Annotated in this window: 23 protein-coding genes; 18 read left to right on the plus strand and 5 right to left on the minus strand. The window is 71.2% G+C overall.

Annotated elements, in window-relative coordinates:
- Nucleotides 1-23 precede the first annotated feature (23 nt).
- Both H3H34_RS03595 and gltX read right to left on the minus strand, forming a co-directional pair.
- On the minus strand, nucleotides 24-1,307 hold the full coding sequence (locus H3H34_RS03595; protein WP_194744107.1) for a citrate synthase: 1,284 nt from the start codon (nucleotides 1,305-1,307) through the stop codon (nucleotides 24-26).
- A gap of 28 nt (nucleotides 1,308-1,335) precedes the next feature.
- Entirely contained in the window at nucleotides 1,336-2,781 is a 1,446-nt protein-coding gene (gltX, locus tag H3H34_RS03600; RefSeq protein WP_194743844.1) for a glutamate--tRNA ligase, read from the minus strand.
- A 53-nt stretch (nucleotides 2,782-2,834) separates the two neighbouring features.
- On the opposite strand from gltX, the gene H3H34_RS13490 reads away from it, so the two are divergent.
- The 3 genes from H3H34_RS13490 (at nucleotide 2,835) to H3H34_RS03615 (ending at nucleotide 7,371) form a co-directional block, all read left to right on the plus strand.
- A complete protein-coding gene (locus tag H3H34_RS13490; RefSeq protein WP_194743845.1) occupies nucleotides 2,835-5,015 on the plus strand; it encodes a ComEC/Rec2 family competence protein in 2,181 nt (726 codons plus the stop codon).
- On the plus strand, nucleotides 4,991-7,132 hold the full coding sequence (gene ligA / locus H3H34_RS03610) for an NAD-dependent DNA ligase LigA (protein WP_194743846.1): 2,142 nt from the start codon (nucleotides 4,991-4,993) through the stop codon (nucleotides 7,130-7,132). The genes H3H34_RS13490 and ligA overlap by 25 nt, the downstream gene beginning before the upstream one ends.
- A gap of 92 nt (nucleotides 7,133-7,224) precedes the next feature.
- Complete coding sequence (locus H3H34_RS03615; protein WP_194743847.1) at nucleotides 7,225-7,371, plus strand: hypothetical protein; 147 nt, start codon at nucleotides 7,225-7,227, stop codon at nucleotides 7,369-7,371.
- Here the strand turns inward: H3H34_RS03615 and H3H34_RS03620 are convergent.
- The gene (locus H3H34_RS03620; RefSeq protein ID WP_194743848.1) at nucleotides 7,316-8,254 is read right to left on the minus strand and encodes a 50S ribosomal protein L11 methyltransferase; all 939 of its coding nucleotides are present in this window, start codon (nucleotides 8,252-8,254) and stop codon (nucleotides 7,316-7,318) included. The genes H3H34_RS03615 and H3H34_RS03620 overlap by 56 nt on opposite strands.
- The gene (locus tag H3H34_RS03625; protein WP_194743849.1) at nucleotides 8,251-8,781 is read right to left on the minus strand and encodes an AAA family ATPase; all 531 of its coding nucleotides are present in this window, start codon (nucleotides 8,779-8,781) and stop codon (nucleotides 8,251-8,253) included. The genes H3H34_RS03620 and H3H34_RS03625 overlap by 4 nt, the downstream gene beginning before the upstream one ends.
- Before the next feature lie 55 nt (nucleotides 8,782-8,836).
- Here H3H34_RS03625 and H3H34_RS03630 point away from each other — a divergent pair, with 55 nt between their 5' ends.
- The 7 genes from H3H34_RS03630 to H3H34_RS03660 all read left to right on the plus strand — a co-directional run bounded on the left by H3H34_RS03630 (nucleotide 8,837) and on the right by H3H34_RS03660 (nucleotide 14,128).
- A complete protein-coding gene (locus tag H3H34_RS03630; protein WP_207790727.1) occupies nucleotides 8,837-9,895 on the plus strand; it encodes a phosphotransferase family protein in 1,059 nt (352 codons plus the stop codon).
- Nucleotides 9,892-10,239: a DUF6285 domain-containing protein gene (locus H3H34_RS03635; RefSeq protein ID WP_194743851.1), complete on the plus strand. Its 348-nt coding sequence runs from the start codon at nucleotides 9,892-9,894 to the stop codon at nucleotides 10,237-10,239. Before H3H34_RS03630 ends, H3H34_RS03635 begins: the two co-directional genes overlap by 4 nt.
- Nucleotides 10,236-10,667, plus strand: a complete 432-nt coding sequence (locus H3H34_RS03640; RefSeq protein WP_207790728.1) for a DUF1330 domain-containing protein — start codon at nucleotides 10,236-10,238, stop codon at nucleotides 10,665-10,667. Before H3H34_RS03635 ends, H3H34_RS03640 begins: the two co-directional genes overlap by 4 nt.
- Before the next feature lie 93 nt (nucleotides 10,668-10,760).
- Nucleotides 10,761-11,153: a succinate dehydrogenase, cytochrome b556 subunit gene (gene sdhC / locus H3H34_RS03645; protein ID WP_194743852.1), complete on the plus strand. Its 393-nt coding sequence runs from the start codon at nucleotides 10,761-10,763 to the stop codon at nucleotides 11,151-11,153.
- Complete coding sequence (gene sdhD, locus H3H34_RS03650) at nucleotides 11,153-11,554, plus strand: succinate dehydrogenase, hydrophobic membrane anchor protein (protein ID WP_194743853.1); 402 nt, start codon at nucleotides 11,153-11,155, stop codon at nucleotides 11,552-11,554. Before sdhC ends, sdhD begins: the two co-directional genes overlap by 1 nt.
- Nucleotides 11,547-13,334, plus strand: coding sequence for a succinate dehydrogenase flavoprotein subunit (gene sdhA / locus H3H34_RS03655; protein ID WP_194743854.1), 1,788 nt, complete (start codon nucleotides 11,547-11,549; stop codon nucleotides 13,332-13,334). The genes sdhD and sdhA overlap by 8 nt, the downstream gene beginning before the upstream one ends.
- Before the next feature lie 11 nt (nucleotides 13,335-13,345).
- Nucleotides 13,346-14,128 (plus strand): succinate dehydrogenase iron-sulfur subunit, encoded by a 783-nt coding sequence (locus H3H34_RS03660; protein ID WP_194743855.1) that lies wholly within the window; start codon nucleotides 13,346-13,348, stop codon nucleotides 14,126-14,128.
- Between the two features lie 190 nt (nucleotides 14,129-14,318).
- Here H3H34_RS03660 and H3H34_RS03665 read toward each other — a convergent pair whose 3' ends face one another.
- Nucleotides 14,319-15,074 carry a crotonase/enoyl-CoA hydratase family protein gene (locus H3H34_RS03665; RefSeq protein WP_194743856.1) on the minus strand — a complete coding sequence of 252 codons (756 nt, stop codon included), beginning with the start codon at nucleotides 15,072-15,074 and terminating at the stop codon, nucleotides 14,319-14,321.
- Nucleotides 15,075-15,122: 48 nt separating this feature from the next.
- Between H3H34_RS03665 and H3H34_RS03670 the strand changes: the two genes are divergently transcribed.
- The 8 genes from H3H34_RS03670 to H3H34_RS03705 all read left to right on the plus strand — a co-directional run bounded on the left by H3H34_RS03670 (nucleotide 15,123) and on the right by H3H34_RS03705 (nucleotide 25,367).
- On the plus strand, nucleotides 15,123-15,566 hold the full coding sequence (locus tag H3H34_RS03670; protein ID WP_194743857.1) for a PaaI family thioesterase: 444 nt from the start codon (nucleotides 15,123-15,125) through the stop codon (nucleotides 15,564-15,566).
- Complete coding sequence (gene zapE / locus H3H34_RS03675; protein WP_194743858.1) at nucleotides 15,563-16,678, plus strand: cell division protein ZapE; 1,116 nt, start codon at nucleotides 15,563-15,565, stop codon at nucleotides 16,676-16,678. The genes H3H34_RS03670 and zapE overlap by 4 nt, the downstream gene beginning before the upstream one ends.
- A 57-nt stretch (nucleotides 16,679-16,735) precedes the next feature.
- The gene (locus tag H3H34_RS03680; RefSeq protein WP_194743859.1) at nucleotides 16,736-17,773 is read left to right on the plus strand and encodes an HlyD family secretion protein; all 1,038 of its coding nucleotides are present in this window, start codon (nucleotides 16,736-16,738) and stop codon (nucleotides 17,771-17,773) included.
- Nucleotides 17,770-19,329, plus strand: a complete 1,560-nt coding sequence (locus H3H34_RS03685; RefSeq protein WP_194743860.1) for a DHA2 family efflux MFS transporter permease subunit — start codon at nucleotides 17,770-17,772, stop codon at nucleotides 19,327-19,329. Before H3H34_RS03680 ends, H3H34_RS03685 begins: the two co-directional genes overlap by 4 nt.
- A gap of 38 nt (nucleotides 19,330-19,367) precedes the next feature.
- Complete coding sequence (gene mdh / locus H3H34_RS03690) at nucleotides 19,368-20,330, plus strand: malate dehydrogenase (protein WP_194743861.1); 963 nt, start codon at nucleotides 19,368-19,370, stop codon at nucleotides 20,328-20,330.
- A 10-nt stretch (nucleotides 20,331-20,340) separates the two neighbouring features.
- Nucleotides 20,341-21,534, plus strand: coding sequence for an ADP-forming succinate--CoA ligase subunit beta (gene sucC / locus H3H34_RS03695; protein ID WP_194743862.1), 1,194 nt, complete (start codon nucleotides 20,341-20,343; stop codon nucleotides 21,532-21,534).
- A gap of 3 nt (nucleotides 21,535-21,537) precedes the next feature.
- Nucleotides 21,538-22,422 carry a succinate--CoA ligase subunit alpha gene (gene sucD, locus H3H34_RS03700; RefSeq protein ID WP_194743863.1) on the plus strand — a complete coding sequence of 295 codons (885 nt, stop codon included), beginning with the start codon at nucleotides 21,538-21,540 and terminating at the stop codon, nucleotides 22,420-22,422.
- An 89-nt stretch (nucleotides 22,423-22,511) separates the two neighbouring features.
- Nucleotides 22,512-25,367 carry a 2-oxoglutarate dehydrogenase E1 component gene (locus H3H34_RS03705; protein ID WP_194743864.1) on the plus strand — a complete coding sequence of 952 codons (2,856 nt, stop codon included), beginning with the start codon at nucleotides 22,512-22,514 and terminating at the stop codon, nucleotides 25,365-25,367.
- The last annotated feature ends 9 nt before the right edge of the window (nucleotides 25,368-25,376 follow it).

The raw sequence follows: 25,376 nt of genomic DNA on the forward strand, positions 1-25,376 counted from the left end.
GGGGCGGAAGGCCCGCCCGCGCCTCAGCGCTGGTCGATCGGCACATAGTCGCGCCGGGGCGAGCCGACGTAGAGCTGGCGGGGCCGGCCGATCTTCTGCTCCGGGTCGCCGATCATCTCGTTCCACTGCGCGACCCAGCCGACGGTGCGCGCAAGCGCGAAGAGCGCAGTGAACATCGAGGTCGGGAACCCGATGGCCGAAAGGATGATGCCGGAGTAGAAGTCGACGTTCGGGTAGAGCTTCTTCTCGATGAAATACTCATCCGAAAGCGCAATCCGCTCCAGCTCGCGCGCGACGTCGAAGATGGGGTCCTGGACGTTGAGCTTGTCGAGGACCTCCTTGGCCGTTGCCATCATCACCTTCGCCCGCGGGTCATAGTTCTTGTAGACCCTGTGGCCGAAGCCCATCAGCCGGAAGGGATCGTTCTTGTCTTTGGCGCGGGCGATATAGTGGGGGATGCGTTCGGGCCGGCCGATCTCGCGCAGCATGTTGAGCGCGGCCTCGTTGGCCCCACCATGGGCGGGCCCCCAGAGGCAGGCGATGCCGGCCGCGATGCACGCGAAGGGATTCGCCCCGGACGAGGAGGCGAGCCGGACGGTCGAGGTGGACGCGTTCTGCTCGTGGTCGGCGTGCAGCGTGAAGATGCGGTCGAGGGCGCGCTCGATCACCGGGTCCACGACATAGGGTTCGGCCGGGACCGCGAAGGTCATGCGGAGGAAGTTCCCCGTGTAGGAGAGCGAATTGTCCGGGTAGACGAAGGGCTGGCCAACCGAATATTTGTAGGCCATGGCCGCAATCGTCGGCATCTTGGCGATGAGCCTGTGGCTCGCAATCATGCGCTGCTTCGGGTCCTCGATGTCGGTCGAGTCGTGGTAGAAGGCCGAGAGTGCGCCAACGACGCCGCACATGATCGCCATGGGGTGGGCATCGCGCCGGAACCCGCGGTAGAAATTCATGAGCTGTTCGTGCACCATCGTGTGGCGGGTGATGGTGTAGACGAAGCGGTCGAGCTCCTCCTGCGTCGGCAGTTCGCCCTCGGTCAGGAGATAGGCCACTTCCATGAAGCTCGAATGCTCGGCGAGCTGCTCGATGGGGTAGCCGCGGTAGAGGAGAGTGCCGGCGTCGCCGTCGATGTAGGTGATGGCGCTCGCGCAGGACGCTGTCGAGGTGAAGCCCGGATCGTAGGTGAAGACGTCCGCCTCGCCGTAGAGCCTGCGGATGTCGATCACGTCGGGGCCGATCGAGCCGGAGAGGATCGGCAGCTCGTGCGTGCCGTTCGGAAGTTCCAGACGTGCCATCCTCGTCATGCCGCCCTCCGCCACCTTGTGCATCGCTTCATCCTTTCCGCGTCGCGCACGCATCGTCGATGCGCGCCAGGCTTTCGTCGCGCCCCAGAACCTCGAGGATGCCGAACACCGACGGCGAGACCGTGGTGCCGGTGAGCGCCGCGCGGATCGGCGCTGCGACCTTGCCGAGACCGACTCCGGCCTTCGTGGCAACCGCCTTGACGGCAGCCTCTAGCCCGGCGCGGTCCCACGCGGCGAGGCCGGCAAGCGACTCCCGCACGCGCCCGAGGAGCGAGCGCGCCTCGTCGTCTAGCAAGGCTGCTGCGGCTGCGTCCATGGAAATGGGCCGGCGGGCGAAGAGATAGAGCGACGACTCGGCCAAGCCGTTGAGGTCCTTGGCCCGGGTCTTGAGCTCGGGCATGCTGCGAAGCAGCAGTTCCCGCTCCCGGGCATCGGGCTCGCGGCCGAGTCGGGCGGCAATCCGGGGCAGGACCAGCGCGACCAGGCGGGCGTCGTCGGCCTGCCTCATGTAGTGGGCGTTGACGCTCTCGAGCTTGGCGAGATCGAAGCGCGCCGGCGAGCGGCCGATGCCCTCGAGATCGAACAGCCGGATCGCCTCCTCGCGGGTGAGGAGCTCGGCATCCCCATGGCCCCAGCCGAGGCGGAGCAGGTAATTCTCCAGCGCCTCGGGCAGGATGCCCTTCTCGTCCCGCCAGGTCTCGACCCCGACCGCGCCGTGGCGCTTGGAGAGCTTGGCACCATCGGGCCCGTGGATCATCGGCACATGGGCATAGACCGGCTCGGGCCAGCCGAGCGCGCGGATGAGGGCGAGCTGGCGGTGGGTGTTCGAGAGATGGTCGTCGCCGCGGATCACGTGGGTGACGCCCATGTCGTGATCGTCGACGACGACGGAGAGCATGTAGGTGGGCGTGCCATCCGAGCGGAGCAGGATGAAGTCGTCGAGCTCGGAGGCCGCGACCGTGACCGGCCCCTGCACCCGGTCGTCGACGGTGATGTGGCCGTGGAGCGGGGCCTTGAGCCGCACGGCGAAGGGCTTGCCCTCGGGCCAGTCGGTCCGGTCCCGCCAGCGCCGGTCATAGTGCGGCGGGCGGCCCTCGGCGCGCGCCTTCTCGCGCATCGCCTCGAGCTCCTCGGGTGTCGCGTAGCAGCGGTAGGCCCGGCCGGCGGCGAGCAGCGCCTCTGCCACCTCGACATGGCGGGCCGCGCGGGCCGACTGGAACACGACCGGCCGGTCGGGCTCGAGGCGGAGCCAGGCGAGGCTGTCGAGGATGGCGTCGATCGCCGCCTGGGTCGAGCGGGCGCGGTCGGTGTCCTCGATGCGGAGCAGGAAGGTGCCGCCGTGGTGGCGGGCGAAGAGGTAGTTGAAGAGCGCCGTGCGCGCGCCGCCGATGTGGAGGTAGCCCGTGGGGGAGGGCGCGAACCGCACGACGGGGGGGCGAAGATCCGTGTAGAGCGGCGCCTCGCTTGCAACCATGGCCAATCCGTCCGATGACGTCCGAAGGGTCGGCCAACCGCGGGTGAGGGCTCGTGGCGACCGTCGCCGACCGCCTGTTGCAGAAAAGCGCCGGAGCGCCAAGCGCCGCGACGCGCGAGGAGGGGAAAGCCGGGCAGGGGGTGCTGGCCGGGCTCGGCCGGCTGCTGGCCGCGGAGCGGGACCAGTGGCCGCTTCTCGTGCCCGTGGCCCTTGGCGCCGGGGTCGCTGCCTGGTTCCTCCTGCCCTTCGTCGCCCAGCGCCAGGCGGCGCTCGCGGCTGGGCTCGGCATGGCGCTCCTCGGGCTCGCGGCGGGGGGGCAGGCCCGGGCATGGCTCGTCGGCGCCGGCCTGCTCTTCGCCACGGGGCTTGCCGTTGCCGAATGGCGCAGCCTGTCGGTCGCAGCCCCCGTCCTCCACCACCGGGTCGTCTCGGCCGAGCTCACCGGCCTCGTCGAGGCCGTCGCGCCGCGGCGCGGCAGCGCGGAGGTGAGGATTCGGCTTCGCCGCGACGGCGATGGCGCCCGGTTCGACATCTCGGCACCCGCGGCGTCTGCGGCAGACGTGGCCCCCGGCGCGCGGGTGGCCCTTGTCGCGACCCTTGAGCCTCGGCGCCTGCCGATTCTCCCGGGCGGGTTCGATTCGGGGCGCCGCGCCTGGTTCGAGGGGGTGAGCGCCACCGGCCGTGCCCGCGGGCCCGTTCGGGTTCTCGAACCGCCGGAAGCGCCGGCCCCCGCCCTGTGGCTCGGGGGCTTGCGCACGGCCATCGACCGCTACCTGCTCTCGACGCTCGGGCCGGAGCGGGGCGGCGTGGCCTCGGCCCTCGTCACGGGAGGCCAGGGCGGCATTCCGGAAGCGCTGCGGTCGGCCATGCAGCTGGCAGGGCTGGCGCACCTCCTCACCGTCTCCGGCTTCCACATCGGGGTGGCGGCCGGCGCGGCTTTCCTTCTTGCGCGCAGGCTTCTCGCGCTCACGCCGGCCGCCCGGCGGCGCTCGCTCCGCGCCGAGGCCGCGCTTGCCGGCATCGTCGCGGCCTGGGCCTATGTGCTCCTGTCGGGTGCGCAGGTCCCGGCGGTCCGGGCCGGGATCACCGCGAGCTTCGTCCTTCTCGCCCTGGCCCTCGGGCGGGACCCCTTCTCGCTTCGGCTCGTGGCCCTTGCCGCGACGCTCGTGCTCCTGATCCGGCCCGAGTCGCTCGTCTCGGCCAGCTTCCAGCTGAGCTTCGCGGCCGTGACCGCCCTCGTGCTTCTCGCCAGCTCGGCCTGGTTCCGGCGCTGGCTCGCGCCTGCCGATGACGACTGGCCGGTCCGCTGGGCAAAGCGCGTGGGCGCGCTCTTCGTCTCCTCCCTCGTGGCCGAGCTGGTGCTCTCGCCGATCGCCGCCGCGCACTTCGGCCGCGCCGGGGTCTACGGCGTGGCAGCGAACATGGCGGCCATCCCGCTCACCAGCCTTCTCGTCATGCCGCTCGTCGCCCTCCATCTCTTGGCCGGGCTCCTCGGCCTCGAGGCCCTGACGGCCCCGCTTGCCGGCGCGGCGATCGACGCGCTTGCCGGCATCGCCACGCGCGTGGCGGCGCTTCCCGCAAGCAGCGTCGAGGTGGCGAGAGTGGGCCTCCTGCCGTTCGCGCTCGGGATCTCCGGCGCGATCCTCCTTGGCCTCCTCGCCGGGCCGCTCCGATGGCTCGGGCTTCCGCTTCTGCTGGCGGCGCCAGTCGTGCACCTTGTCGCCCCCCGGCCCGACCTCTTTGTCGCGGCTGACGCCCGGCAGATCGGCCTCGTTTCGCCTGATGGCACCCTCTTCCTCGGCCGCGGCACCGGGCGCAGCTTCACGGCGCGCAGCTGGGCCGAGGCCGCCGCGGCGCCCGCAGTCCGCCCCTTGCGCGAATGGCCCGGCGCCCGCTGCGGTGCGCTCGGCTGCCTTGTCGAGGCGCGGCCCGGCACCGTGCTGCTCTTCGTCCGCGCCGAAGAGGTGACCGACGAACCCGCGCTCGCCGCGCTCTGCGCCCGCGCCGACCTCGTCATCGGCCCCTCCCTCCCGCGTTCCTGCCGGCCGCGCTGGCAGGCGCTCGACCGCGACTGGCTCGTCCGGAAGGGCCCGCTCGCCATCACGCTTGCCACGCGCCGCATCCGCGCGCAGGCGGACATCGCCGGGGACCACCCGTGGAGCCCCGCCGCCCTTCCCGGCCGGCAGGAAAGGCTGATAGGGGGCAGCCGATGGACGGAGCCGCTGGCCGAGTAGACCTCCCGGTCGAGTCGCTCGATGCGGAGGCCGCAGCGCGCGAGGTGCGCCGCCTTGCCGAGGCGATCGAGCGCGCGAACCGCGCCTATTATCAGGAAGATGCGCCCGAGATTTCGGACGCCGCCTATGATGCGATGATGGCGCGGCTCGCCGCCATCGAGGCGCGCTTTCCGGAGCTTGCCTCCCCCGACAGCCCGACCCGTCGGGTGGGCGCCGCGCCCGCCGCGGGCTTCCGCGAGATCGTCCACGCCCGGCCGATGCTCAGCCTCGACAACGCCATGTCAGAGGCCGAGGTCCGCGAGTTTGCCGCGCGCGTCCGCCGCTTCCTCGGGCTCGCGCCCGATGCGTCGCTGGCGCTCACCAGCGAGGCGAAGATCGACGGCCTGTCGCTCTCGTTGCGCTACGAGGAAGGGACGCTCGTCTCGGCCGCGACCCGCGGCGACGGCACGCGCGGCGAGGACGTGACGGCAAACGCCCGGACCATCGCCGACATTCCTCGCGAGCTTCCCCCCCGGGCACCTGCCATCCTCGAGGTCCGCGGTGAGGTCTACATGCGCTGGGACGACTTCGCCGCGCTCAACGCCGCGCAGGAGCAGGCGGGGCAGAAGCCCTTCGCCAACCCGCGCAACGCGGCCGCGGGCTCGCTCCGCCAGCTCGACCCGGCCGTCACCGCCGTCCGCCCGCTTCGCTTCTTCGCGCACGGCTGGGGCGAGCTCTCCGCACCGCTTGCCGCCACCCAGTTCGAGACGATGCAGGCCCTGGCCGCGCTCGGCTTTCCCGTCTCCGACACCCTCGTCCGGGTGGACGGCGAAGAGGGGGCGATCGCCCACTGGCAGCTGCTCCTCGAGCGGCGCGCCTCGCTCGGCTTCGACATCGACGGCGTGGTCCACAAGGTGGACAGGCTCGACTGGCAGGAGCGGCTCGGTGCCGTCTCCCGCAGCCCGCGCTGGGCGATCGCCCACAAGTTCCCGCCCGAGCAGGCGCTGACCCGCCTTCTTGCCATCGACATCCAGGTGGGCCGCACGGGCGCGCTGACCCCCGTGGCCCGCCTCGCCCCGGTCTCGGTCGGCGGCGTGGTGGTGACCAACGCCACCCTCCACAACGAGGACGAGATCGCCCGGAAGGACCTTCGCGTCGGTGACCTCGTGCGGGTGCAGCGCGCGGGCGACGTCATCCCCCAGATCCTCGGCCATGCCACGCCGGAGGCTGAACATGCGGCGCTGCCGCCCTTCGCCTTCCCCGATCGCTGCCCCGAGTGTGGCAGCCTTGCGACCCGCGAGCCGGGCGAGGCCGTCCGGCGCTGCACGGGGGGGCTCACCTGCCCGGCGCAGCGGCTGGAGCGGCTGCGCCACTTCGTCTCGCGCCGGGCGATGGATATCGAGGGCCTCGGCGGCGAGCGCATCGCCCGCTTCGCGGCGCTCGGCTGGCTTCTGAGCCCGGCCGACATCTACCGCCTGCCCGCGCGCGAAGCCGAGATTGCAAAGCTCGAGGGCTGGGGCGCGCAGTCGGCCGCAAACCTTGTTGCGGCCATCGCCGCGCGCCGGGAAGTGCCGCTCGACAGGTTCCTGTTCGCGCTCGGGATCCGCCATGTCGGCGAGGTGACGGCGCGCGATCTCGCCCGCGCGCTCGGCGACTGGCCCCGGGTGGCAGCGCTTCTTGACGCGCTCGTCGCCCACGATCCGCCCCCGGCAGACGGCGAGAGCGCCGAGCGCCACGCGCGCCGCGTGGCCGCCGAGCGCGCAGCACTTGTCGGCGTGGCCGGCGTGGGGCCGGAAGTGGCAAGCGCCCTCAGGGACTTCTGGGCCGAGCCGCACAACCGGGACACGGTCTCCGACCTGCTCGGCTTCGTGACCCCGCTGCCCGTGCGGCTCGAGACCCGGGAGTCGCCCGTTGCCGGGAAGACGCTGGTCTTCACCGGCACGCTCGAGACGATGACGCGCGACGAAGCGAAGGCGGCCGCCGAGCGGCTCGGCGCCCGCGTGGCCGGGAGCGTCTCGGCGAAGACCGATCTGGTGGTGGCGGGCCGCGACGCCGGCTCGAAGCTGCGCAAGGCGGCCGAGCTTGGCGTCAGGGTCATCGACGAGGCCGAATGGCGGGCGATCCTCGCGCAAGCCTAGCTATTCTCTCAATGCATCAAACCTATCAAAGCCGATGCACTAAAACCTGACTTTCTCGCTCCCATATTGCGGTCAACGAAAGGAGCGAGACCATGACGCCACAGACCCAAGCCATCGCCCAGCCCGATCTTCGGGTGTGGGACCCGAACGGCCTCGAACGGCGGCTGCGCCGCCAGCGCCGCGTCAGACTGACGCTGCCGAGCGGCGTGCTGCCGCCCTTCCACGCCTGGCGGCCCTGACGGCGGCCGCCGGCCCTGCCCGCCGGGCGCTGCCCCGGCGGGCGAGGCACAGCACCGGCCATTCGCCGGCCAGGCGGCGCTCCACCCTGAAGCCCTGCATGCGGTAGGCGGCCTCCACCGCCTGGCGCTGCGGGCCGAGCAATCCGGCGAGCACCACGCGCCCGCCGGGGCGCACGGCTGCAGAGAGGGTGGGGGCGAGTGCCGCGAGCGTCGGCGCGAGGATGTTGGCCAGCACGAGATCGAAGGGCGCGCCGGCGCGAAGCTGCGCGGGCGAGACGCCCGCCGCAACCTTGAACCTCACCCCCTGCCCCCGGTTGGCGCGCGCGTTGGCCCTGGCCACGCGCACTGCGACCGGGTCGATGTCGCTTGCAAAGACGCGCGCGCGCCGGTCGGCGCGCGCGGCGGCGATCGCAAGGATTCCGGTGCCGGTGCCAAGATCGAGCACGGTCCCCAGGGGCCTGCGGCGGCGGAGCCTATCGAGGAGAAGAAGGCAGCCGCGCGTCGTGTCGTGCTGGCCGGTGCCGAAGGCGAGGCCGGCGCCGATCTTCAGCACCAGGCGCCCCGGCTTCGCCGAGGAGGCAGCGTCGGGGCTGACGTGGAACCTCCCGGCCTCGACCGGCCGGAGCCCGGCCTGGGAGAGGGTGACCCAGTCCGCCTCCGGCACCGCCTCCACCTCCGGCGCTGCCCCGGCAAGCGCTTCCAGCCGTGCAAGCAGCGCCGCATCCGGCGGAGCGTCGGTGTAGAGCTGGAGTTCCCAGCCGGCCTCCGTCTCGGCCGCCACGAGCACGGGGGCGGGCTCGATGCCGGCGAAGGGCTCGTCGATGGCGATCGCCGCCTCGGCTGCAGCCCGGGAGCAGGAGACGCGGGCGCGATGCCCGGTCATGCCAGGCGCTCCGCGACGGCGGCCACGGCGGCGCGCTCCCGCGCGGCGAAGTCGCCGCCGATTCGGAGGGGCGCGAGCCCGCGTGCCGCGAACTCGGCCTCGATGACGGCGTGAAAGCGGGCTCGTGCGTCCAGGGTACCGAACATCCGCACCGGATCGGCCACGAACGGCACGTCGGGAAGCAGGAGGAGGTGGAGGTCGGCCTGCGACGGGACGGCGGCAAGCGGGGGGTCGCGCGTGCCGAACAGCATGGTGGCCCAGGCCGTCGTCATGACGATGTCGGTATCCTCGACAAGGAGGGGAGGGCGCTGCGAGGCGGCTGCGGCGGCAGCCCGGCGGTGCCCCTCGGCGATGGCGTGGTGGTCAGCGAGCGTCAGCGGCCGGTCGAGGCCTTCGGTATAGGTGCGGCCGAACTCCGGCACGAGCGCGCCGCCGAAGCGGTCTGCCAGCCGGGCCGCGAGCGTCGACTTGCCCACCGACTCCACGCCCGAGAGCACCACTCTCAGCACGCGCGCTGCCCCTGGCACGCCCCCCGCGCCTTGCGGAGGTTGCGGCGGCGCCTGGCGGGGCTAGGGGAGGTGCATGGCGACACGGCCGGCCTCTCGGGAGGGAAGCGAGCCCCTGTCAATCCTTGACCCGGCCGGGCCCGAGGGGCGCGCGGCGCTTGCCAGGCTTCTGGCCCCGGCCCTCGGCGGCGCCGTGACGGTGCGCGAGGTCGTCGCGCTTTCGGGCGGCGCCAACAGCGCGACCTGGCGGGTGGAGGCGGAGGTCACGAGGGGAGGCGCGGCGCCCGAGGTGCGCTGCGTCATCTTCCAGCGCTCCGCGGGCCGGGGCGCGCAGGGGCTCCCCCGGCGGGTACAGGCGGAGGTGATGCAGCGGGCCGGGCGGGCGGGCGTGCCCGTGCCGCCGGTGCTTGCCATTCCGGATGATGCGTCGGGCCTTGGCGATTCGGTCGTGACCGGCTTCGTCGCGGGCGAGGCGCTGGCGCCGCGCTGGCTGCGGGACGAGCGGTTTGCAGAGGCCCGGGGCGCGCTTGCCGCCCAGTGCGGGGCAGCGCTTGCGAAGCTCCACGCCGTGCCGCTTTCGGCCTGGGCCGATCTGCCGCTCGGCGGCGGCAGCGGCGCCGAGCTGCTCGAGGGCATGTTCGCGACCTACCGGCGAATCGGGGTGGACGTGCCCGCCTTCGACCTCGCCTTCGCCTGGCTTCGGCCACGCATGCCGGAGACGCCGCCCACCTGCCTCGTCCACGGCGATTTCCGCGCCGGGAACTTCCTCGTCGACGAGGGCGGCCTTGCCGCCGTCCTCGACTGGGAGCTTCCGCACCTCTCGGTGCCGGAGGAGGATCTCGGCTGGCTCTGTGTTCAGGCCTGGCGCTTCGGCCACTGGCAGAAGCCGGTGGGCGGGTTCGCGACGCGCGACGCGCTGCTGGCTGCCTATCGCGCGGCCGGCGGCACGGTGGAGGCCGACCGGCTCTGGACCTGGGAGGTGTTCGGCAACCTCAAGTGGGGGATGAGCTGCCTTCAGCTTGCCGACGACCATGTCTCGGGCCGGGTGCCGAGCGTGGAGCGGGCCGCGATCGGCCGGCGGGTCTCGGAAGTGGCAGCCGACCTCGTCCACGCGATTGCGAAGGGGGACCTGTGAGCCACCCGACGGCAGTCCAGCTCCTCGAGGCGGTGGGCCTGTTCCTGAGGGAAGCGGAAGCCGCGCTTCCCGGCCGGCTCGGCTTCCACGCCAAGGTGGCCCGCAATGTGGTGGCCATCGTCTGCCGCGAGCTTGCCCAGGACCCTGACTCGGCGGAAGCGCGGGCGCTGGCAGCCTTTGGCGGCCCGGCGGCGGTGTCGGCCGGGCTCAGGTCGGGGGAGCTTGCGCCTGACGATCCCGCGCTCCTTGCCGCGCTCGCCGAGGCCGTCATTGCCCGGCTGGCGGTGGACAACCCCCGCTACCCGACGCTCGCGCGCCTCAGGGCGCCGGAGGACTCCTCATGAGCTTTCCGCCCGCCAACCACGACCCCTCGATCGACCCGACCGCTGCGCAGGTCCGCATGCTGCGCGACCGCGGTCCGGACGGCCCGATCGTGATGCTGAACCTCCTGAAGTTCCGCGCGCAGGCCGCCTATCCGGAAGGCCATCCCGACGCCGGCTCGTCGGGAGCCGAGGCCTATGCCCGCTACCAGCACGCCTTCACCGTGACCGTCGGGGCCACGAGCCAGGCCGAGGTGCTGTTCGAGGGGCCGGTCGATCAGGTGTTCATTGGCGACCCCGAGGCCGACCGGTGGGACAAGTGCCTCATCGTGCGCTACCCCTCGCGCCACCACTTCCTCGCGATGATGGCAGACCCCGCCTACCGCGATGCCCTCGTCCACCGCTACGCGGCGCTCGAGCGGACACTTCTTCTCCAGATGCATGGGAGCTAGCTGCGACGAAGCGGACGCTCCTGCCGGGCACTTCCTTGCGCTAGCTGCCAGCCGGGGCCATAGCCGGCAGGGATTCCGCTTTCGGGACAGGGCATGACGAACCGACCGCTCTCGCCGCATCTCTCGATCTGGAAATGGCGGCCCACCATGGCCGTTTCGATCTTCCACCGCATCTCTGGCCACGCGCTGGCACTTGCCGGGCTTCTCGGGCTGGCCTGGTGGCTGATTGCCGCGGCCTCGTCCGATGCCGCTTACGAGGTCTTCGTCCGCGTCGCCTCCTCGCCCGTCGGCTGGCTGGTCTGGATCGGGCTTTCGTGGATGGCAGCGCAGCACCTGCTCTCGGGCCTCCGGCACCTCCTGCTCGACGCCGGCTGGGGCTATGATCTCGGCACCGCGCGGGCGACGGCGATCGCCGTGTTCGTGGGCGCCCTCCTGCTCGCCGGGGGCTTCTGGGCGATCTTCTTCTTCGGGCCGAGCTACCGCTGATGGCGACGCGCTTCGTCTCGGCCACGGGGCTCAAGCGCGTGCGCGGGCTGGGTGCGGCGCATGCGGGTGTCCATCACTGGTGGCTCCAGCGCGCAACCGCGGCCGGCAACCTTCTGCTTGGCCTCTGGTTCGTCGCGAGCCTGGTCTTCCTCCCGGACCTCTCGCGCGCCACGGTCACCGGCTGGCTCGCGGAGCCGGTCAATGCCATCCCGATGCTGCTCCTCGTGCTCTCGACCGTTTGGCACATGCGGCTCGGCGTGCAGGTGATGGTGGAGGACTATGTGTCCGTTCCCGGGCGCCGGCGGCTCCTCCTCCTCCTGCTTGATCTCTACGCGGTGGCGATTGCCGCCACCTCCCTCTTCGCGATCCTGAAGATCGCCTTCGGAGCAGCGAATGGCTGACGCCTACAAGGTCATCGACCATGCCTATGATGCCGTCGTCGTGGGGGCCGGCGGCTCGGGCCTGCGCGCCACCATGGGGCTTGCCGAGCAGGGGCTGAAGACCGCCTGCATCACCAAGGTGTTCCCGACCCGCAGCCACACGGTGGCGGCCCAGGGCGGCATCGCGGCCGCGCTCGGCAACATGGGCCCGGACCATTGGACCTGGCACATGTACGACACCGTCAAGGGCTCGGACTGGCTGGGGGACCAGGACGCGATCGAATATCTCTGCCGCGAGGCGCCGGCCGCCGTCTACGAGCTGGAGCACTACGGCGTGCCGTTCAGCCGCACGCCTGACGGGCGGATCTACCAGCGTGCCTTCGGCGGGATGACGCAGAACATGGGTGAAGGCCCCCCCGCCCAGCGGACCTGCGCGGCTGCCGACCGCACCGGCCATGCGATGCTTCACGCGCTCTACCAGCAGAGCCTGAAGCACGACGCCGACTTCTTCATCGAGTATTTCGCCATCGACCTCATCATGGTGAACGGCGAGTGCCGCGGCGTGGTCGCGCTCTGCATGGAAGATGGTTCGATCCACCGCTTCCGCGCCCACGCCGTGGTGCTGGCGACCGGCGGCTACGGCCGGGCCTATTTCTCCGCCACCTCGGCCCACACCTCGACGGGCGACGGCGGCGGAATGGTGCTGCGCGCAGGCCTGCCGCTTCAGGACATGGAGTTCGTCCAGTTCCACCCCACGGGCATCTATGGCGCCGGCGTGCTCATCACCGAGGGCGCGCGCGGCGAGGGGGGCTACCTCACCAACTCCGCCGGCGAGCGGTTCATGGAGCGCTATGCGCCATCCGCCAAGGATCTCGCCAGCCGCGACGTCGTCTCCCGCTCCATGGCCCAGGAAATCCGCGAGGGCCGCGGCGTGGGGAAGGAGGGCGACCACATCTACCTCCACCTCGACCACATCGACCCGAAGATCCTGGCCGAGCGCCTGCCCGGCATCTCGGAGACCGCCAGGATCTTCGCGGGCGTCGACGTCACCCGCCAGCCCATCCCGGTCGTGCCGACGGTCCACTACAACATGGGCGGCATCCCCACCAACTACTGGGGCGAGGTGGTGACGCTGAAGGACGGCGACCCTGATACGGTGGTGCCGGGCCTCTACGCCGTCGGCGAGGCGGCCTGCGTCTCCGTCCACGGGGCGAATCGGCTTGGCTCCAACTCGCTCATCGACCTCGTCGTGTTCGGCCGGGCAGCCGCCAAGCGGATCGGCGCCACGGTTGCCCCCATGACGCCGCTGCCGCCGCTGCCCAAGGACGCCGCGGACTTCGCGATCGCCCGGCTGGACGCGCTCCGCCACGCCAAGGGGGGAAGCCCGACCGCGCAGGTGCGCCTTGCCATGCAGAAGACCATGCAGGCCAACTGCGGCGTGTTCCGCACGACGGAGGTGCTCGACGAGGGCTGCCGCAAGATCGATGCCGTCTACCAGCAGATGGCCGACATCGGCATCTCCGACCGCAGCCTGGTCTTCAACACCGACCTCATCGAGGCGCTCGAGCTCGACAACATGATCGGCCAGGCGGTCGTCACCATGCACTCGGCAGCCAATCGCAAGGAGAGCCGCGGCGCCCACATGCACGAGGACCATCCGCACCGCGACGACGAGAACTGGATGAAGCACACCGTCGCCTGGTTCCGCGACGGGCGGGTCACGCTCGACTACCGCCCCGTCCACACGCGGACGCTCACCGACGAGGTGGCCTACATCAAGCCCAAGGCGCGGGTCTACTGAGGGGCACGAGAATGGCAAAGCTGACCCTTCCCGCGAACAGCCGCATCTCCGGCCAAGGCAGGACCTACCCGGCGCCTGCGGGTGCCAAGCGCACCAAGACGTTCCGCATCTACCGCTGGTCGCCGGATTCGGGCGAGAACCCGCGGTTCGACCGCTACACCATCGACCTCGACGACTGCGGGCCGATGGTCCTCGACGCCCTCATCAAGATCAAGGGCGAGGTGGACTCGACGCTCACCTTCCGCCGCTCGTGCCGGGAAGGCATCTGCGGCTCCTGCGCCATGAACATCGACGGGTCGAACACGCTCGCCTGCACCAAGGCCATCGAGGACGTGAAGGGCGAGGTCACCATCACGCCGCTCCCGCACATGGAAGTGGTGAAGGATCTCGTGCCCGACATGACCCACTTCTACGCGCAGTATGCGTCCATCAAGCCGTGGCTGCAGACCTCGACGCCGACCCCCAACATGAAGGAACGGCTGCAGGCCCCTGAAGACCGGGCGAAGCTCGACGGCCTCTACGAGTGCATCCTGTGCGCCTGCTGCTCCACCTCCTGCCCCAGCTACTGGTGGAACGGCGACCGGTTCCTCGGCCCGGCCATCCTTCTCCAGGCCTACCGCTGGCTTGCCGACAGCCGCGACGAGGCAACCGGCGAACGGCTCGACGCGCTGGAAGACCCGTTCCGGCTCTACCGCTGCCACACCATCATGAACTGCGCGACGGTGTGCCCCAAGGGCCTCAACCCCGCGAAGGCGATCGCCGAGATCAAGAAGATGATGCTGGAGCGCGCCTGAGCGCGCAGCCCGCGCGGGGCTGGCCGCGGGCGGGGATGCCGAAGGGCAGGGCAGGGCGCGAGCGGCAGGGGGCGAAGGCGAGCGGGCGCGGCGGCCCCCGGCGGCTGGAGGACGCGGGCGGGGAGGGGTGCGGGGCGCAGGCCCCTTGGCAAGCGGCCTCCCGGGTCAAGGCCGGGCAAGAGGGGACGGCTCAGCCGTCGAACGCGCCGCCGCGCCCCGCGCCGGCCACGAACCGCGCAGCCCCCGCCACGGCCTCATCAGCAAGCGGCGCCATGCCCCCTTCGGCCTCGGCGAGGAGCGCTGCATCGAGCGAAAGCTCCCACTGCCGGTGGGCCGATAGCCGGTCCGCGCGCAGGCAGGCCTGCGGGAAGCGGGCGATCGCCGCTGCCAGCTCCTGCGCTTCGGCAAGCGCCGCGCCCGCCGGCACCAGCCGGTCGGCAAGGCCCCAGGAGAGCGCTTCCCGCGCCTCGACCGCCCGGCCGGTGAGAATCATGTCGAGCGCGCGGCCCTGGCCGACGATGCGCGGCAGACGTACCGTGCCGCCGTCGATGAGCGGCACCCCCCAGCGCCGGCAGAACACCCCGAAGACAGCGGTTTCCGAGACGATCCTGAGATCGCACCAGAGGGCGAGCTCGAGGCCGCCGGCCACCGCATGGCCCTCGACGGCCGCGATGACGGGCTTCGACAGCAGCATCCGCGTCGGCCCCATCGGGCCGGGGCCGGCCGGGTCCGGCACCGTGGCGGCCACCGCACGCAGATCGAACCCTGCACAGAAGGTGCCGCCGGCGCCGGCGAGCACCGCGACTGCGAGCTCGCCGTCGGCCTCGAAGGCCGAGAAGGCGTCTCGCAGGGCGTCAGCCGTTGAAGGGTCCACGGCGTTGCGCACCTCGGGCCGGTCGATCATGACCGTGAGCACGGGCCCGTCGCGTTCCGTCCTGATCGTCATGGTCCCAGTTCCTTGCGCTTGCCGGCGGCCACGGCTAGCGCAGGCGCCATGCCCGCGAAACTGGTGGAAGAAGGGCCCTGGGCGGGCTGGAAGTGCTGGCACGCCCGGCCCGAGGGTCGCTTCGTCGACCACCTCGGAGACGTCTACTACCGCGAGGCGGATGGCGAGGTGATCTCAGCCATCGAGACCGCGCGGCGCCACGCCAACGGCCTCGGCTTTCTCCACGGCGGCTTCCTCATGGCCTTCGTCGACGTCGCCATGTTCGCGACCATCCGCCACATGCTCGAGACCCAGGCGGCCGTCACCCTCCAGTCCTCGACCGACTTTCTGGGTGCAGGCCATGTGGGCCGGGTGCTCGAGGGCCGCGGCCACATCGTCAAGGAAACGGGGAAGCTCGTCTGGGTGGCCGGCACCCTCACCCAGGACGAGGGCGCGCACCTGGTGGCGCAGTGGCACGGCATCCTGAGAAAGGTGCCCCGGGCCGACCGGTGACGGGCCTGCTCGCCGCCTACCGGGCGCTGCGCGAGAGCGGCGAGCTTCGGCCGGATGCGGATCAGGAGGCAGTTGCCAACCACCTCGACCGGCTTGCCTCCGCGCTTGCCGCGCCGCCTCCGGGCCGGCTCGCCCGCCTGTTCGGCGCGAAGGCCGAGGCCGTGCGCGGCGCCTACATCTGGGGCGGGGTGGGGCGCGGCAAGTCGATGCTGATGGACCTCTTCTTCCGCAACGTCGAAGGGGTCACGAAGCGCCGGGTCCACTTCCACGCCTTCATGCTGGAGGTCCATGCCCGGATCGCCGCGCAGCGCCGGGATGACCCCGGCGACCCCATCCCGCCGCTTGCCCGTGTCCTCGGCCGCGAGGCGCGGCTCCTCTGCCTCGACGAGATGCAGGTGACGAACGTGGCCGACGCCATGATCCTCTCGCGCCTGTTCGAGGGGCTGCTCGCCGCCGGCGTCACCGTGGTGACAACCTCCAACCGCGCGCCGGCGGATCTCTACCGCGACGGGCTCAACCGCGAGCTCTTCCTCCCCTTCATCGCGCTTCTCGAGACCCGGCTCGACGTCCTGCGCCTCGACGGCCCCGTCGACTACCGGCTGGAGCGGATGGGCGGGCTTCCCGTCTACCACGTGCCGAACGGGCCGGAGACCACGGCCGCCATGGCCGAGCTCTTCTTCCGCCTGACCGACTTTCCGGTCGAGGATCGCGCCCGGGTGCCCTCGGCCACGCTTGCGTTGCCCTCGGGGCGGACGCTCCACGTGCCGAAGTCGCTCAAGGGCGTGGCGGTCTTCTCGTTCCGGAAGCTGATCGAGGGGCCGCATGGACCTGAGGAGTATCTCGCGATCGCGCAGGCCTATCACACGGTGTTCCTGGTCGGCGTGCCGGTGATGGGCCCCGAGATGCGCAACGCCGCCGCGCGCTTCGTCGCCTTCGTGGACGCGCTCTACGACTGGCGCGTGAAGCTGGTGATCGGGGCCGATGCACCGCCCGAGGGGCTCTACCCGGCCGGAGACGGCGCCTTCGAGTTCGCCCGCACCGTCTCGCGGCTCCACGAGATGCAGTCCGCCGCCTATCTCGCCGAAGGCCACGGCCTCCGCGCCTTCGCCTGAGCCTTCCGGTTTTGCGAGGCTTGCCCGGGCCTTCGCCTCGGCGCAGGCGGAAGCGCGATGCAGCGTCTCCTGTTCCCGGCGGTCGTCGGCCTCGTTCTCCTGCTGGCAGCGGCCGGAGGGCTCTGGTGGTGGCTCGAGGGCCGCCACGTCCGCACCACCGACAACGCCTATGTCGAGGCAGACATCGCCGTCATTGCGCCAAGGGTGCCGGGCTACATCGCCGAGGTGGCCGTCACCGACAACCAGCCGGTGCGCAAAGGGGACGTGCTTGTTCGCCTTGAGGATGCGGACTGGCGGGCGGCGGTGGCCCGGGCGGAGGCGGAGGTCGCGCGGATGGAGCGGCTGACGGGCGCAGCGCGCGCAAGCGCCAGCGCCGTCCGGTCGCGCATCGGCGAGGCGGAGGCGGAGCTGCGCGCGGCCGAAGCCGAAGTCGTGCGCGCCCGGGCCGACATGGCGCGCGCCGAGGAGCTGCTGAAGCGCGGCTTTGCCACCCGCGCCCAGGTGGATGCCAGGCGTGCGGAGCTGGGGGCTGCCGAAGCGCGGGTCGCCGAGCGGCGGGCCGCGCTTGCCGCCGCCAGGGCCAGCCGCACGGCCGCAACCGGCACCGCCGGCGGCGAGGCGGCCGGGCTTGCCGCGGCGGTTGCCGCGCTCGAGGCGGCGCGGGTCGATCTTGCCAACACGGTTCTGCGGGCGCCGCGCGACGGCGTGGTCGGGAACCTCTCGGCGCGCGTCGGCGCCTACGCCCGCACCGGCCAGCAGCTCCTGGTGCTGGTGCCGGTGGAGGAGGCCTATCTGGTGGCCAACTTCAAGGAGACGCAGGTGGCGGGCATGGTGCCCGGCCAGCCGGTCGAGGTGCGGCTCGACGCCTGGCCCGGCGTGCCGCTCGAAGGGCGGATCCTCTCCTTCGCGCCGGCCGCCGGCTCGCGCTTCTCGATCATTCCCCCTGAGAACGCGACGGGCAACTTCACGCGGGTGGTCCAGCGCGTGCCCGTCAAGATCGCGATCGCCCGGCCCCTGCCAGAGGGGGTGCGCCTGATCCCAGGGCTTTCCGCGCGGGTCAGGGTGGACATGCGCCGGGCCGCACGCCGGCCATGACCGCGGGCGAGGGCCTGCCGCCGCCGCGGCTCCTGTTCGCCTTCATGCTCATGGCGTTCGGCATGTTCCTCGCCATCCTCGACATCCAGATCGTCGCGGCCTCGCTCGGCGAGATCCAGGCCGGGCTTGCGGCCTCGGCCGACGAGATCGCCTGGGTGCAGACGAGCTACCTCGTCGCCGAGGTCATCATGATCCCGCTCTCGGGCTTCCTCGCCCGCGCGCTCTCCATCCGCTGGCTCTTCGCCCTTTCCTGCGCCGGCTTCACGCTGGCGAGCCTCGCCTGCGCGCTCGCCACCACCATCGAGGCCATGGTGGTTGCCCGCGCGGCGCAGGGTTTCCTCGGCGGCGCCATGATCCCGACCGTCTACGCCGCCTCGTTCATGATGTTCGGCCGCTCCCGCCAGACGGCGGTGACCGCCATGACCTCGTTCATCGTCACCCTCGCGCCGATCGTGGGGCCGGTGCTCGGCGGCTGGATCACGAGCCTCTTCTCCTGGCACTGGCTCTTCCTCGTCAACATCGTTCCTGGCCTCGTCATCACGCTGGCGGTTGTCCTTCTCGTCGACATCGACCGGCCGGCCTTCGCGCTCCTGCGCCGGATCGACCTGCCGGGGCTCCTGGCGCTCAGCCTCGTGTGCGGCGGCCTCGTCTATGTGCTGGAAGAAGGCACGCGGGCACAGTGGTTCGAGGATTTCTGGATCCGCACCATGACCGGGGTCGTCATCGCTGCGGCCCTGCTGCTCTGGCACCGGGTGATGACGGCGGAGGAGCCCATCATCCGGGTCGAGGCGTTTGCGAACCTCAACTTCACCGCTGGCGTCACGCTTGGCGCCATCTTCGGGATCGGCCTCTACGGCCTCGTCTATCTCTACCCCATGTTCCTCGGCCGGATCGCCGGCATGACGTCGGGGCAGATCGGCACCACCGTCTGGGTCTCGGGGCTCGCCATGGCGCTGACCGCGCCCGTCTCCGCCGTCCTCGCCAACCGGCTCGATCCGCGGGTGGTCGCCTCCTGCGGCTTCCTCCTGCTTGCCGCGTCCACCTGGATGACGAGCTTCGTGACCGTCGAGTGGCGCTTTGCCGAGCTGTTCTGGCCGCAGCTGCTCCGCGGCATGGGGATCATGTTCTGCATCCTCCCCATTTCCATCATCGCCTTCGCCACCCTGCCGCAGGCGCAGATCAAGGACTCGACCGGCTTCTTCACCCTGTTCCGCAACGTCGGCGGGGCCGTCGGGATCGCTCTCATCAACTCGGTGACGGCGGCCCGCTTCAACGACCACCAGGCCTGGCTTGCCGAATCGGCCACGAACGCTGCCCGGCCCGAGATCCTGGCGAGGCTCGAGCAGATGGCCGGCTTTGCCGCCAGCCGCGGGCTTGCCGACCCGGAGAACTTCGCCGTGCGCGCGCTCGCCCGCGAGGTGCGCCGGCAGGCGCTCACCATGGCCTATGCCGATGCCTTCCACCTGCTCGCCCTCATGTTTCTCGCAGCCGCCTTCGTGCCCCTGTTCCTGGCCCGGCCCGGCACCTTCGCCGACCCGTTGCCGGAGCCGGCGTGAGGGGCTAGTCGCCCGCCCGACAGCAAGAAGGGGACATCATGGCACGAGCGAAGATCGCGCTCATCGGCGCCGGCATGATCGGCGGCACGCTCGCCCACCTCGTGGGCCTGAAGGAACTGGGGGACGCGATCCTCTTCGACATCGCCGAGGGCACCCCGCAGGGCAAGGCGCTCGACATCGCCCAGTCCGCCCCCGTCGACGGCTTCGACGCAACGCTGCGCGGCACCCAGGACTATGCCGACATCGCCGGCGCCGACGTCGCCATCGTGACGGCGGGCGTGCCGAGAAAGCCCGGCATGAGCCGCGACGACCTGCTCGGAATCAACCTGAAGGTGATGAAGGCGGTCGGCGAGGGCCTGAGGACGCACGCGCCCGACGCCTTCGTGATTGTCGTTACCAACCCGCTCGACGCCATGGTGTGGGCGCTCCGCGAGTTCACGGGCTTCCCCCACGCGAAGGTGGTCGGCATGGCCGGCGTGCTCGATTCGGCCCGCTTCCGCCACTTCCTCGCCGAGGAGTTCGGGGTTTCGGTGAAGGACGTGACCGCCTTCGTGCTCGGCGGCCACGGTGACACCATGGTGCCGGTCGTGAAATACTCGACCGTAGCCGGAATCCCCGTCCCCGATCTCGTGCGGATGGGCTGGTCGACCGAGGAGCGGATCGCTGCCATCGTTGAGCGCACGCGGGGCGGCGGTGGCGAGATCGTGGGGCTCCTGAAGACCGGCTCGGCCTATTATGCGCCCGCCGCCAGCGCGATCGCCATGGCCGAGAGCTACCTCAAGGACCAGAAGCGGCTGCTTCCCTGCGCGGCCCACCTCACCGGCCAATATGGCGTGGACGATCTCTACGTCGGGGTGCCGGTCATCATCGGCGCGGGCGGCGTGGAGCGCGTGGTCGAGATCGACCTCGACGCCGAGGCCCGGGCCAACTTCGACGTCTCGGTCAAAGCCGTGAAGGAACTGGTGGCCGCCTGCCGGGCGCTCGAGCCGGCGCTGGCCTGAGGGGGCACGCATGAACATCCATGAGCATCAGGCAAAGGATCTGCTCGCGCGCTTCGGCGTGCCGGTGCCGAAGGGCGTGGCGGCCTTCTCGGTCGAGGAAGCGGTCGCGGCGGTCGATTCGCTCCCCGGCCCGCTCTACGTCGTCAAGGCGCAGATCCACGCCGGCGGGCGCGGCAAGGGGCGCTTCCTCGAGTTGCCCGAGGGCGCGAAGGGCGGGGTGAGGCTCGCGCGGTCGAAGGACGAGGTGCGCGCCCATGCCGCCGAGATGCTGGGCAACACGCTCATCACCGTCCAGACCGGGCCCGCAGGGCGCCGCGTCCAGCGGCTCTACGTGACCGACGGCGTCGACATCGACCGCGAGTTCTACCTTGCCTTCCTCGTCGACCGGGCATCGGGCCGGATCGCCGCCGTCGTCTCGACCGAGGGCGGCATGGACATCGAGAAGGTGGCCCACGAGACGCCGGAGAAGATCGTGACGCTGACGGTCGACCCGGCGACCGGCTGGCGGCCGCACCACGGCCGGCGGGTCGCCGCGGCCCTTGGGCTTGGCGGAGACCTCGCCGCGCAGGCGGCCGACCTCGCGGCCAAGCTCTACGAGGCCTTCGTCGCGCTCGACGCGAGCCAGATCGAGGTCAACCCGCTCGCCATCTCGGGCGACCGCCTGCTCGTGCTCGACGCCAAGATGAACTTCGATTCGAACGCGCTGCCGCGCCACCCCGAGATCGTGGCGCTGCGCGACCTCAACGAGGAGGAGCCGGCCGAGATCGAGGCCTCGAAGCACGACCTCGCCTTCATCAAGCTCGACGGCAACATCGGCTGCCTCGTGAACGGCGCGGGCCTGGCGATGGCGACCATGGACATCATCAAGCTCTCAGGGGGCGAGCCGGCGAACTTCCTCGACGTCGGCGGCGGGGCGTCGAAGGAGAAGGTGACGGCGGCCTTCAAGCTCATCCTCGCCGACCCGGCCGTGCGCGGCATCCTCGTCAACATCTTCGGCGGGATCATGCGCTGCGACACCATTGCGGAAGGGATCATCGCGGCGGCCCGCGAGGTCGACCTCAAGGTGCCGCTGGTGGTCCGGCTCGAGGGCACCAACGTCGAGCTCGGCAAGGAGATCCTCGCCGCCTCGGAGCTCGACATCATCCCGGCCGACGATCTCGGCGATGCCGCGCGCAAGATTGTCGCGGCCGTGAAGGGAGCCTGAGCGATGGCGATCCTCGTCGATTCCGAAACCCGCGTCATCACCCAGGGCTTCACCGGCCGGCAGGGCACCTTCCACTCCGAGCAGGCGCTCGCCTACGGCACGAAGCTCGTCGGCGGCGTCGCGCCGGGGAAGGGAGGCACCACGCACCTCGGCCTTCCCGTCTTCGAGACCGTGGCCGAAGCCAAGGCGGCAACCGGTGCAACGGCAACCGCCATCTACGTGCCGCCCATGGGCGCGGCCGATGCCATCCTCGAGGCGATCGCTGCCGAGATCCCGCTCATCGTCTGCATCACCGAGGGGATCCCGGTGCTCGATATGGTGCCGGTCAAGCGCGCGCTCCAGGGCTCGAAGTCGCGCCTCATCGGCCCCAACTGCCCTGGCGTGCTGACGCCCGAGGCCTGCAAGATCGGGATCATGCCGGGCTCCATCTTCCGTAAGGGCTCGGTCGGCATCGTCTCCCGCTCGGGCACGCTCACCTACGAGGCGGTGTTCCAGACGAGCGCGGTCGGCCTCGGCCAGACGACCGCCGTCGGCATCGGCGGCGACCCGGTCAACGGCACCAACTTCATCGACGTGCTGGAGATGTTCCTCGCCGACCCCGAGACCGAGAGCATCATCATGATCGGCGAGATCGGCGGCTCGGCCGAGGAGGAAGCGGCCGCCTTCATCGCCGACGAGCGCCGGCGCGGCCGCAGCAAGCCGATGGTGGGCTTCATCGCCGGGATGACGGCCCCGCCGGGCCGGCGCATGGGCCACGCGGGGGCCATCGTCTCGGGCGGGCAGGGCAGGGCCGAAGACAAGGTGGCCGCCATGGAAGCGGCCGGCATCCGCATCTCGCCGAGCCCGTCCGACCTCGGCCGGACGCTCAAGGACCTGCTTGCGGCATGACTGCCATGATGGAGGCATTCGCGCCGAGGTTCGGTTGAGCCCGTCGGGGCGAGCGGCTAGGCTTCTAGGCCCCTGCCGAGGTCCCTCCGATGTCTGACGACGCGATGTTCGAGTCCCCGCCGCGGCCGAGCTGGGCGCGGCACGACTGGCCGCCGCTTCCCGCCGACGAGCTGACCCTTGCGCTCGATGCCGGGCTCGGCGCCCTCGTCGACGGTGCGAAGGCGGCGGCTGCCGTCGCCCGCGCTGCGCCTTCAGCGCCTCCGCTCTCGGCGCACGAGGCGGCAGCCGACTCCATCAGGGCGGTGATGCTCATCCGCACCTACCGGGTGCGGGGCCACCTTGCCGCCCATCTTGACCCGCTGGGGCTTGCCGAGCGGCCCCTGCCGGCCGACCTCACGCCCGAGTTCCATGGGCTGACCGACCCCGACCGCGTCGTCTACCTCGGTGGCATGTTCGGCGGGATCGAGACCATCACGGTCCGCGAGCTGGTCGAGGTGCTGCGGCGCAACTACTGCGGCAACATCGGCCTCGAGTACATGCACATCAACGATGTCGAGGAGCGCCGCTTCCTCCAGGAGAAGTTCGAAGGCCGCGACAAGGAGATCCATTTCACGCCGGAGGGCAAGAAGGCGATCCTCAACAAGCTCATCGAGGCCGAGCAGTTCGAGAAGTTCCTGGCCCGCAAGTACGTGGGCACCAAGCGCTTCGGTCTGGAGGGCGGCGAGGCGGCGATCCCTGCGCTCGAATCGATCATCAAGGTGGGTGGTGCCCACGGTGTGACCGAAATGGTCATCGGCATGCCGCACCGTGGCCGCCTCAATGTGCTTGCCAACGTGATGAAGAAGCCGTTCCAGACGATCTTCCACGAGTTCTCAGGCGGCTCTGCCCACGAGGACGAGGTGGGTGGCTCGGGCGACGTCAAGTACCACCTCGGCACCTCGACCGACCGCGCGTTCGACGGCAACCGGGTGCACCTGTCCCTCACCCCCAACCCCTCGCACCTCGAGGCCGTCAACCCGGTGGTGCTCGGCAAGGCCCGTGCCGTGCAGGACCTCGTCGCCAGCGCGGCCGGCACCGACCGGGACGATGCCGCGCAGGACTCGGTGCTTCCCGTGCTGCTCCACGGCGATGCCGCCTTCGCCGGGCAGGGGATCGTTGCCGAGTGCCTCTCCTTCTCGGGCGTGCCGGGCTATTCCTCGGGCGGGGCGATCCACTTCATCATCAACAACCAGGTGGGCTTCACCACCTCGCCGGCCTTCGCCCGCTCCTCGCCCTATCCGTCGGACGTGGCCAAGATCGTGCAGGCCCCCATTTTCCATGTGAACGGCGACGACCCGGAGGCAGTCACCTTCTGCACCAAGGTGGCCACCGAGTTCCGCCAGCGGTTCAACCGCGACGTCGTCATCGACATGTGGTGCTACCGGCGCTTCGGCCACAACGAGACCGACGAACCGGCCTTCACCCAGCCGCTCATGTACGCGCGCATCCGCAACCACCGCCCCGTCTCGGAACTTTATGCCGAGCGGCTGATCGCGGAAGGGCTGGTGACGCCGGAGGACGTGAAGGACATGATCGACCGCTACGTCGCGGTGCTCGAGCGCGAGTTCGAGGCGGCGAAGACCTTCGTGCCTGGCAAGGCAGAGTGGTTCGGCGGCCGCTGGGCAGGCATTCACCAGCCCGGAGACCCGGTGACGGCGCGGCGCGGCGCCGAGACGGGCGTGCCCGTCGAGACGCTGCGCGATCTCGCCCGCCGGCTCCACGTCGTCCCCGAGGGCTTTGCCATCCACCCGACGCTCGCACGCATCATCCAGGCGCGCGACAGGGCGATCGAGGCGGGCGAGGGGCTCGACTGGGCCACCGCCGAGGAGCTGGCCTTCGCAAGCCTGCTTGCCGTGCCCCCGGTCCACCGGGTGCGGCTTTCGGGCCAGGATTCGGGCCGTGGCACCTTCAGCCAGCGCCACGCCGTGTGGGTGGACCAGCGCACCGGCGCGAAGCACGTGCCGCTGAAGACGCTGGGCGGCTTCTGCGAGATCCTCGACAGCCCGCTCTCCGAGTTCGGTGTCCTCGGCTTCGAATATGGCTATGCGCTGGCCGACCCGCGCTGCCTCGTGATGTGGGAAGCGCAGTTCGGGGACTTCGCCAACGGCGCGCAGGTGATGATCGACCAGTTCATCGCCAGCGGCGAGGCGAAGTGGCTGCGCGCCAACGGCCTCGTGCTCCTGCTGCCGCACGGGTTCGAGGGCCAGGGGCCGGAGCACAGCTCGGCTCGGCTCGAGCGCTTCCTCCAGCTCTGCGCCGAGGACAACCTGCAGGTGGCCAACTGCACGACCCCTGCCAACTACTTCCACATCCTCCGGCGGCAGATGCTGCGCGACTTCCGGAAACCCCTCGTCCTCATGACGCCGAAGTCGCTGCTGCGGCACAAGCGCGCCGTCTCGCGGCTCGACGAGCTGGGGGAGGGCACCAGCTTCCACCGCGTGCTCGACGACCTCGCCACGCCCGATCCGGACCGCGTCCGCCGGCTCATCCTCTGCTCGGGCAAGGTCTTCTACGACCTCGCCGAGGCGCGCGACGCCGAGGGCCGCGACGACCTCTACATCCTGCGGATCGAGCAGCTCTACCCCTTCCCTGGCGACATCGTGGCCGACTACGCCCGCCGCTTCCCGAAGCTCGAGACGGTGGTCTGGGCCCAGGAGGAGCCGCAGAACGCCGGCGCCTGGAGCTTCGTTGCCCCGCTCGTCGAGGTCGCGCTCGGCCGCCGGCCGGTCTATGCGGGCCGGGCCGCATCCGCCGCCACCGCGACCGGGCTTGCCCGCCGCCACGCCGCCGAGCAGACCAAGCTCATCGCGGAAGCGCTCGGCCATAGCCGCGCCGAGGTGCGCTCGGCCATCCGCTCGGCGCTCCGCGGCGGGGCGAAGGGCAGCGACGGCGTGAAGGCCGCCTGAAGGGGGACG

Origin of the sequence: Thermaurantiacus tibetensis (assembly GCF_015354055.1) — a bacterium.
GTDB lineage: Bacteria > Pseudomonadota > Alphaproteobacteria > Sphingomonadales > Sphingomonadaceae > Thermaurantiacus > Thermaurantiacus tibetensis.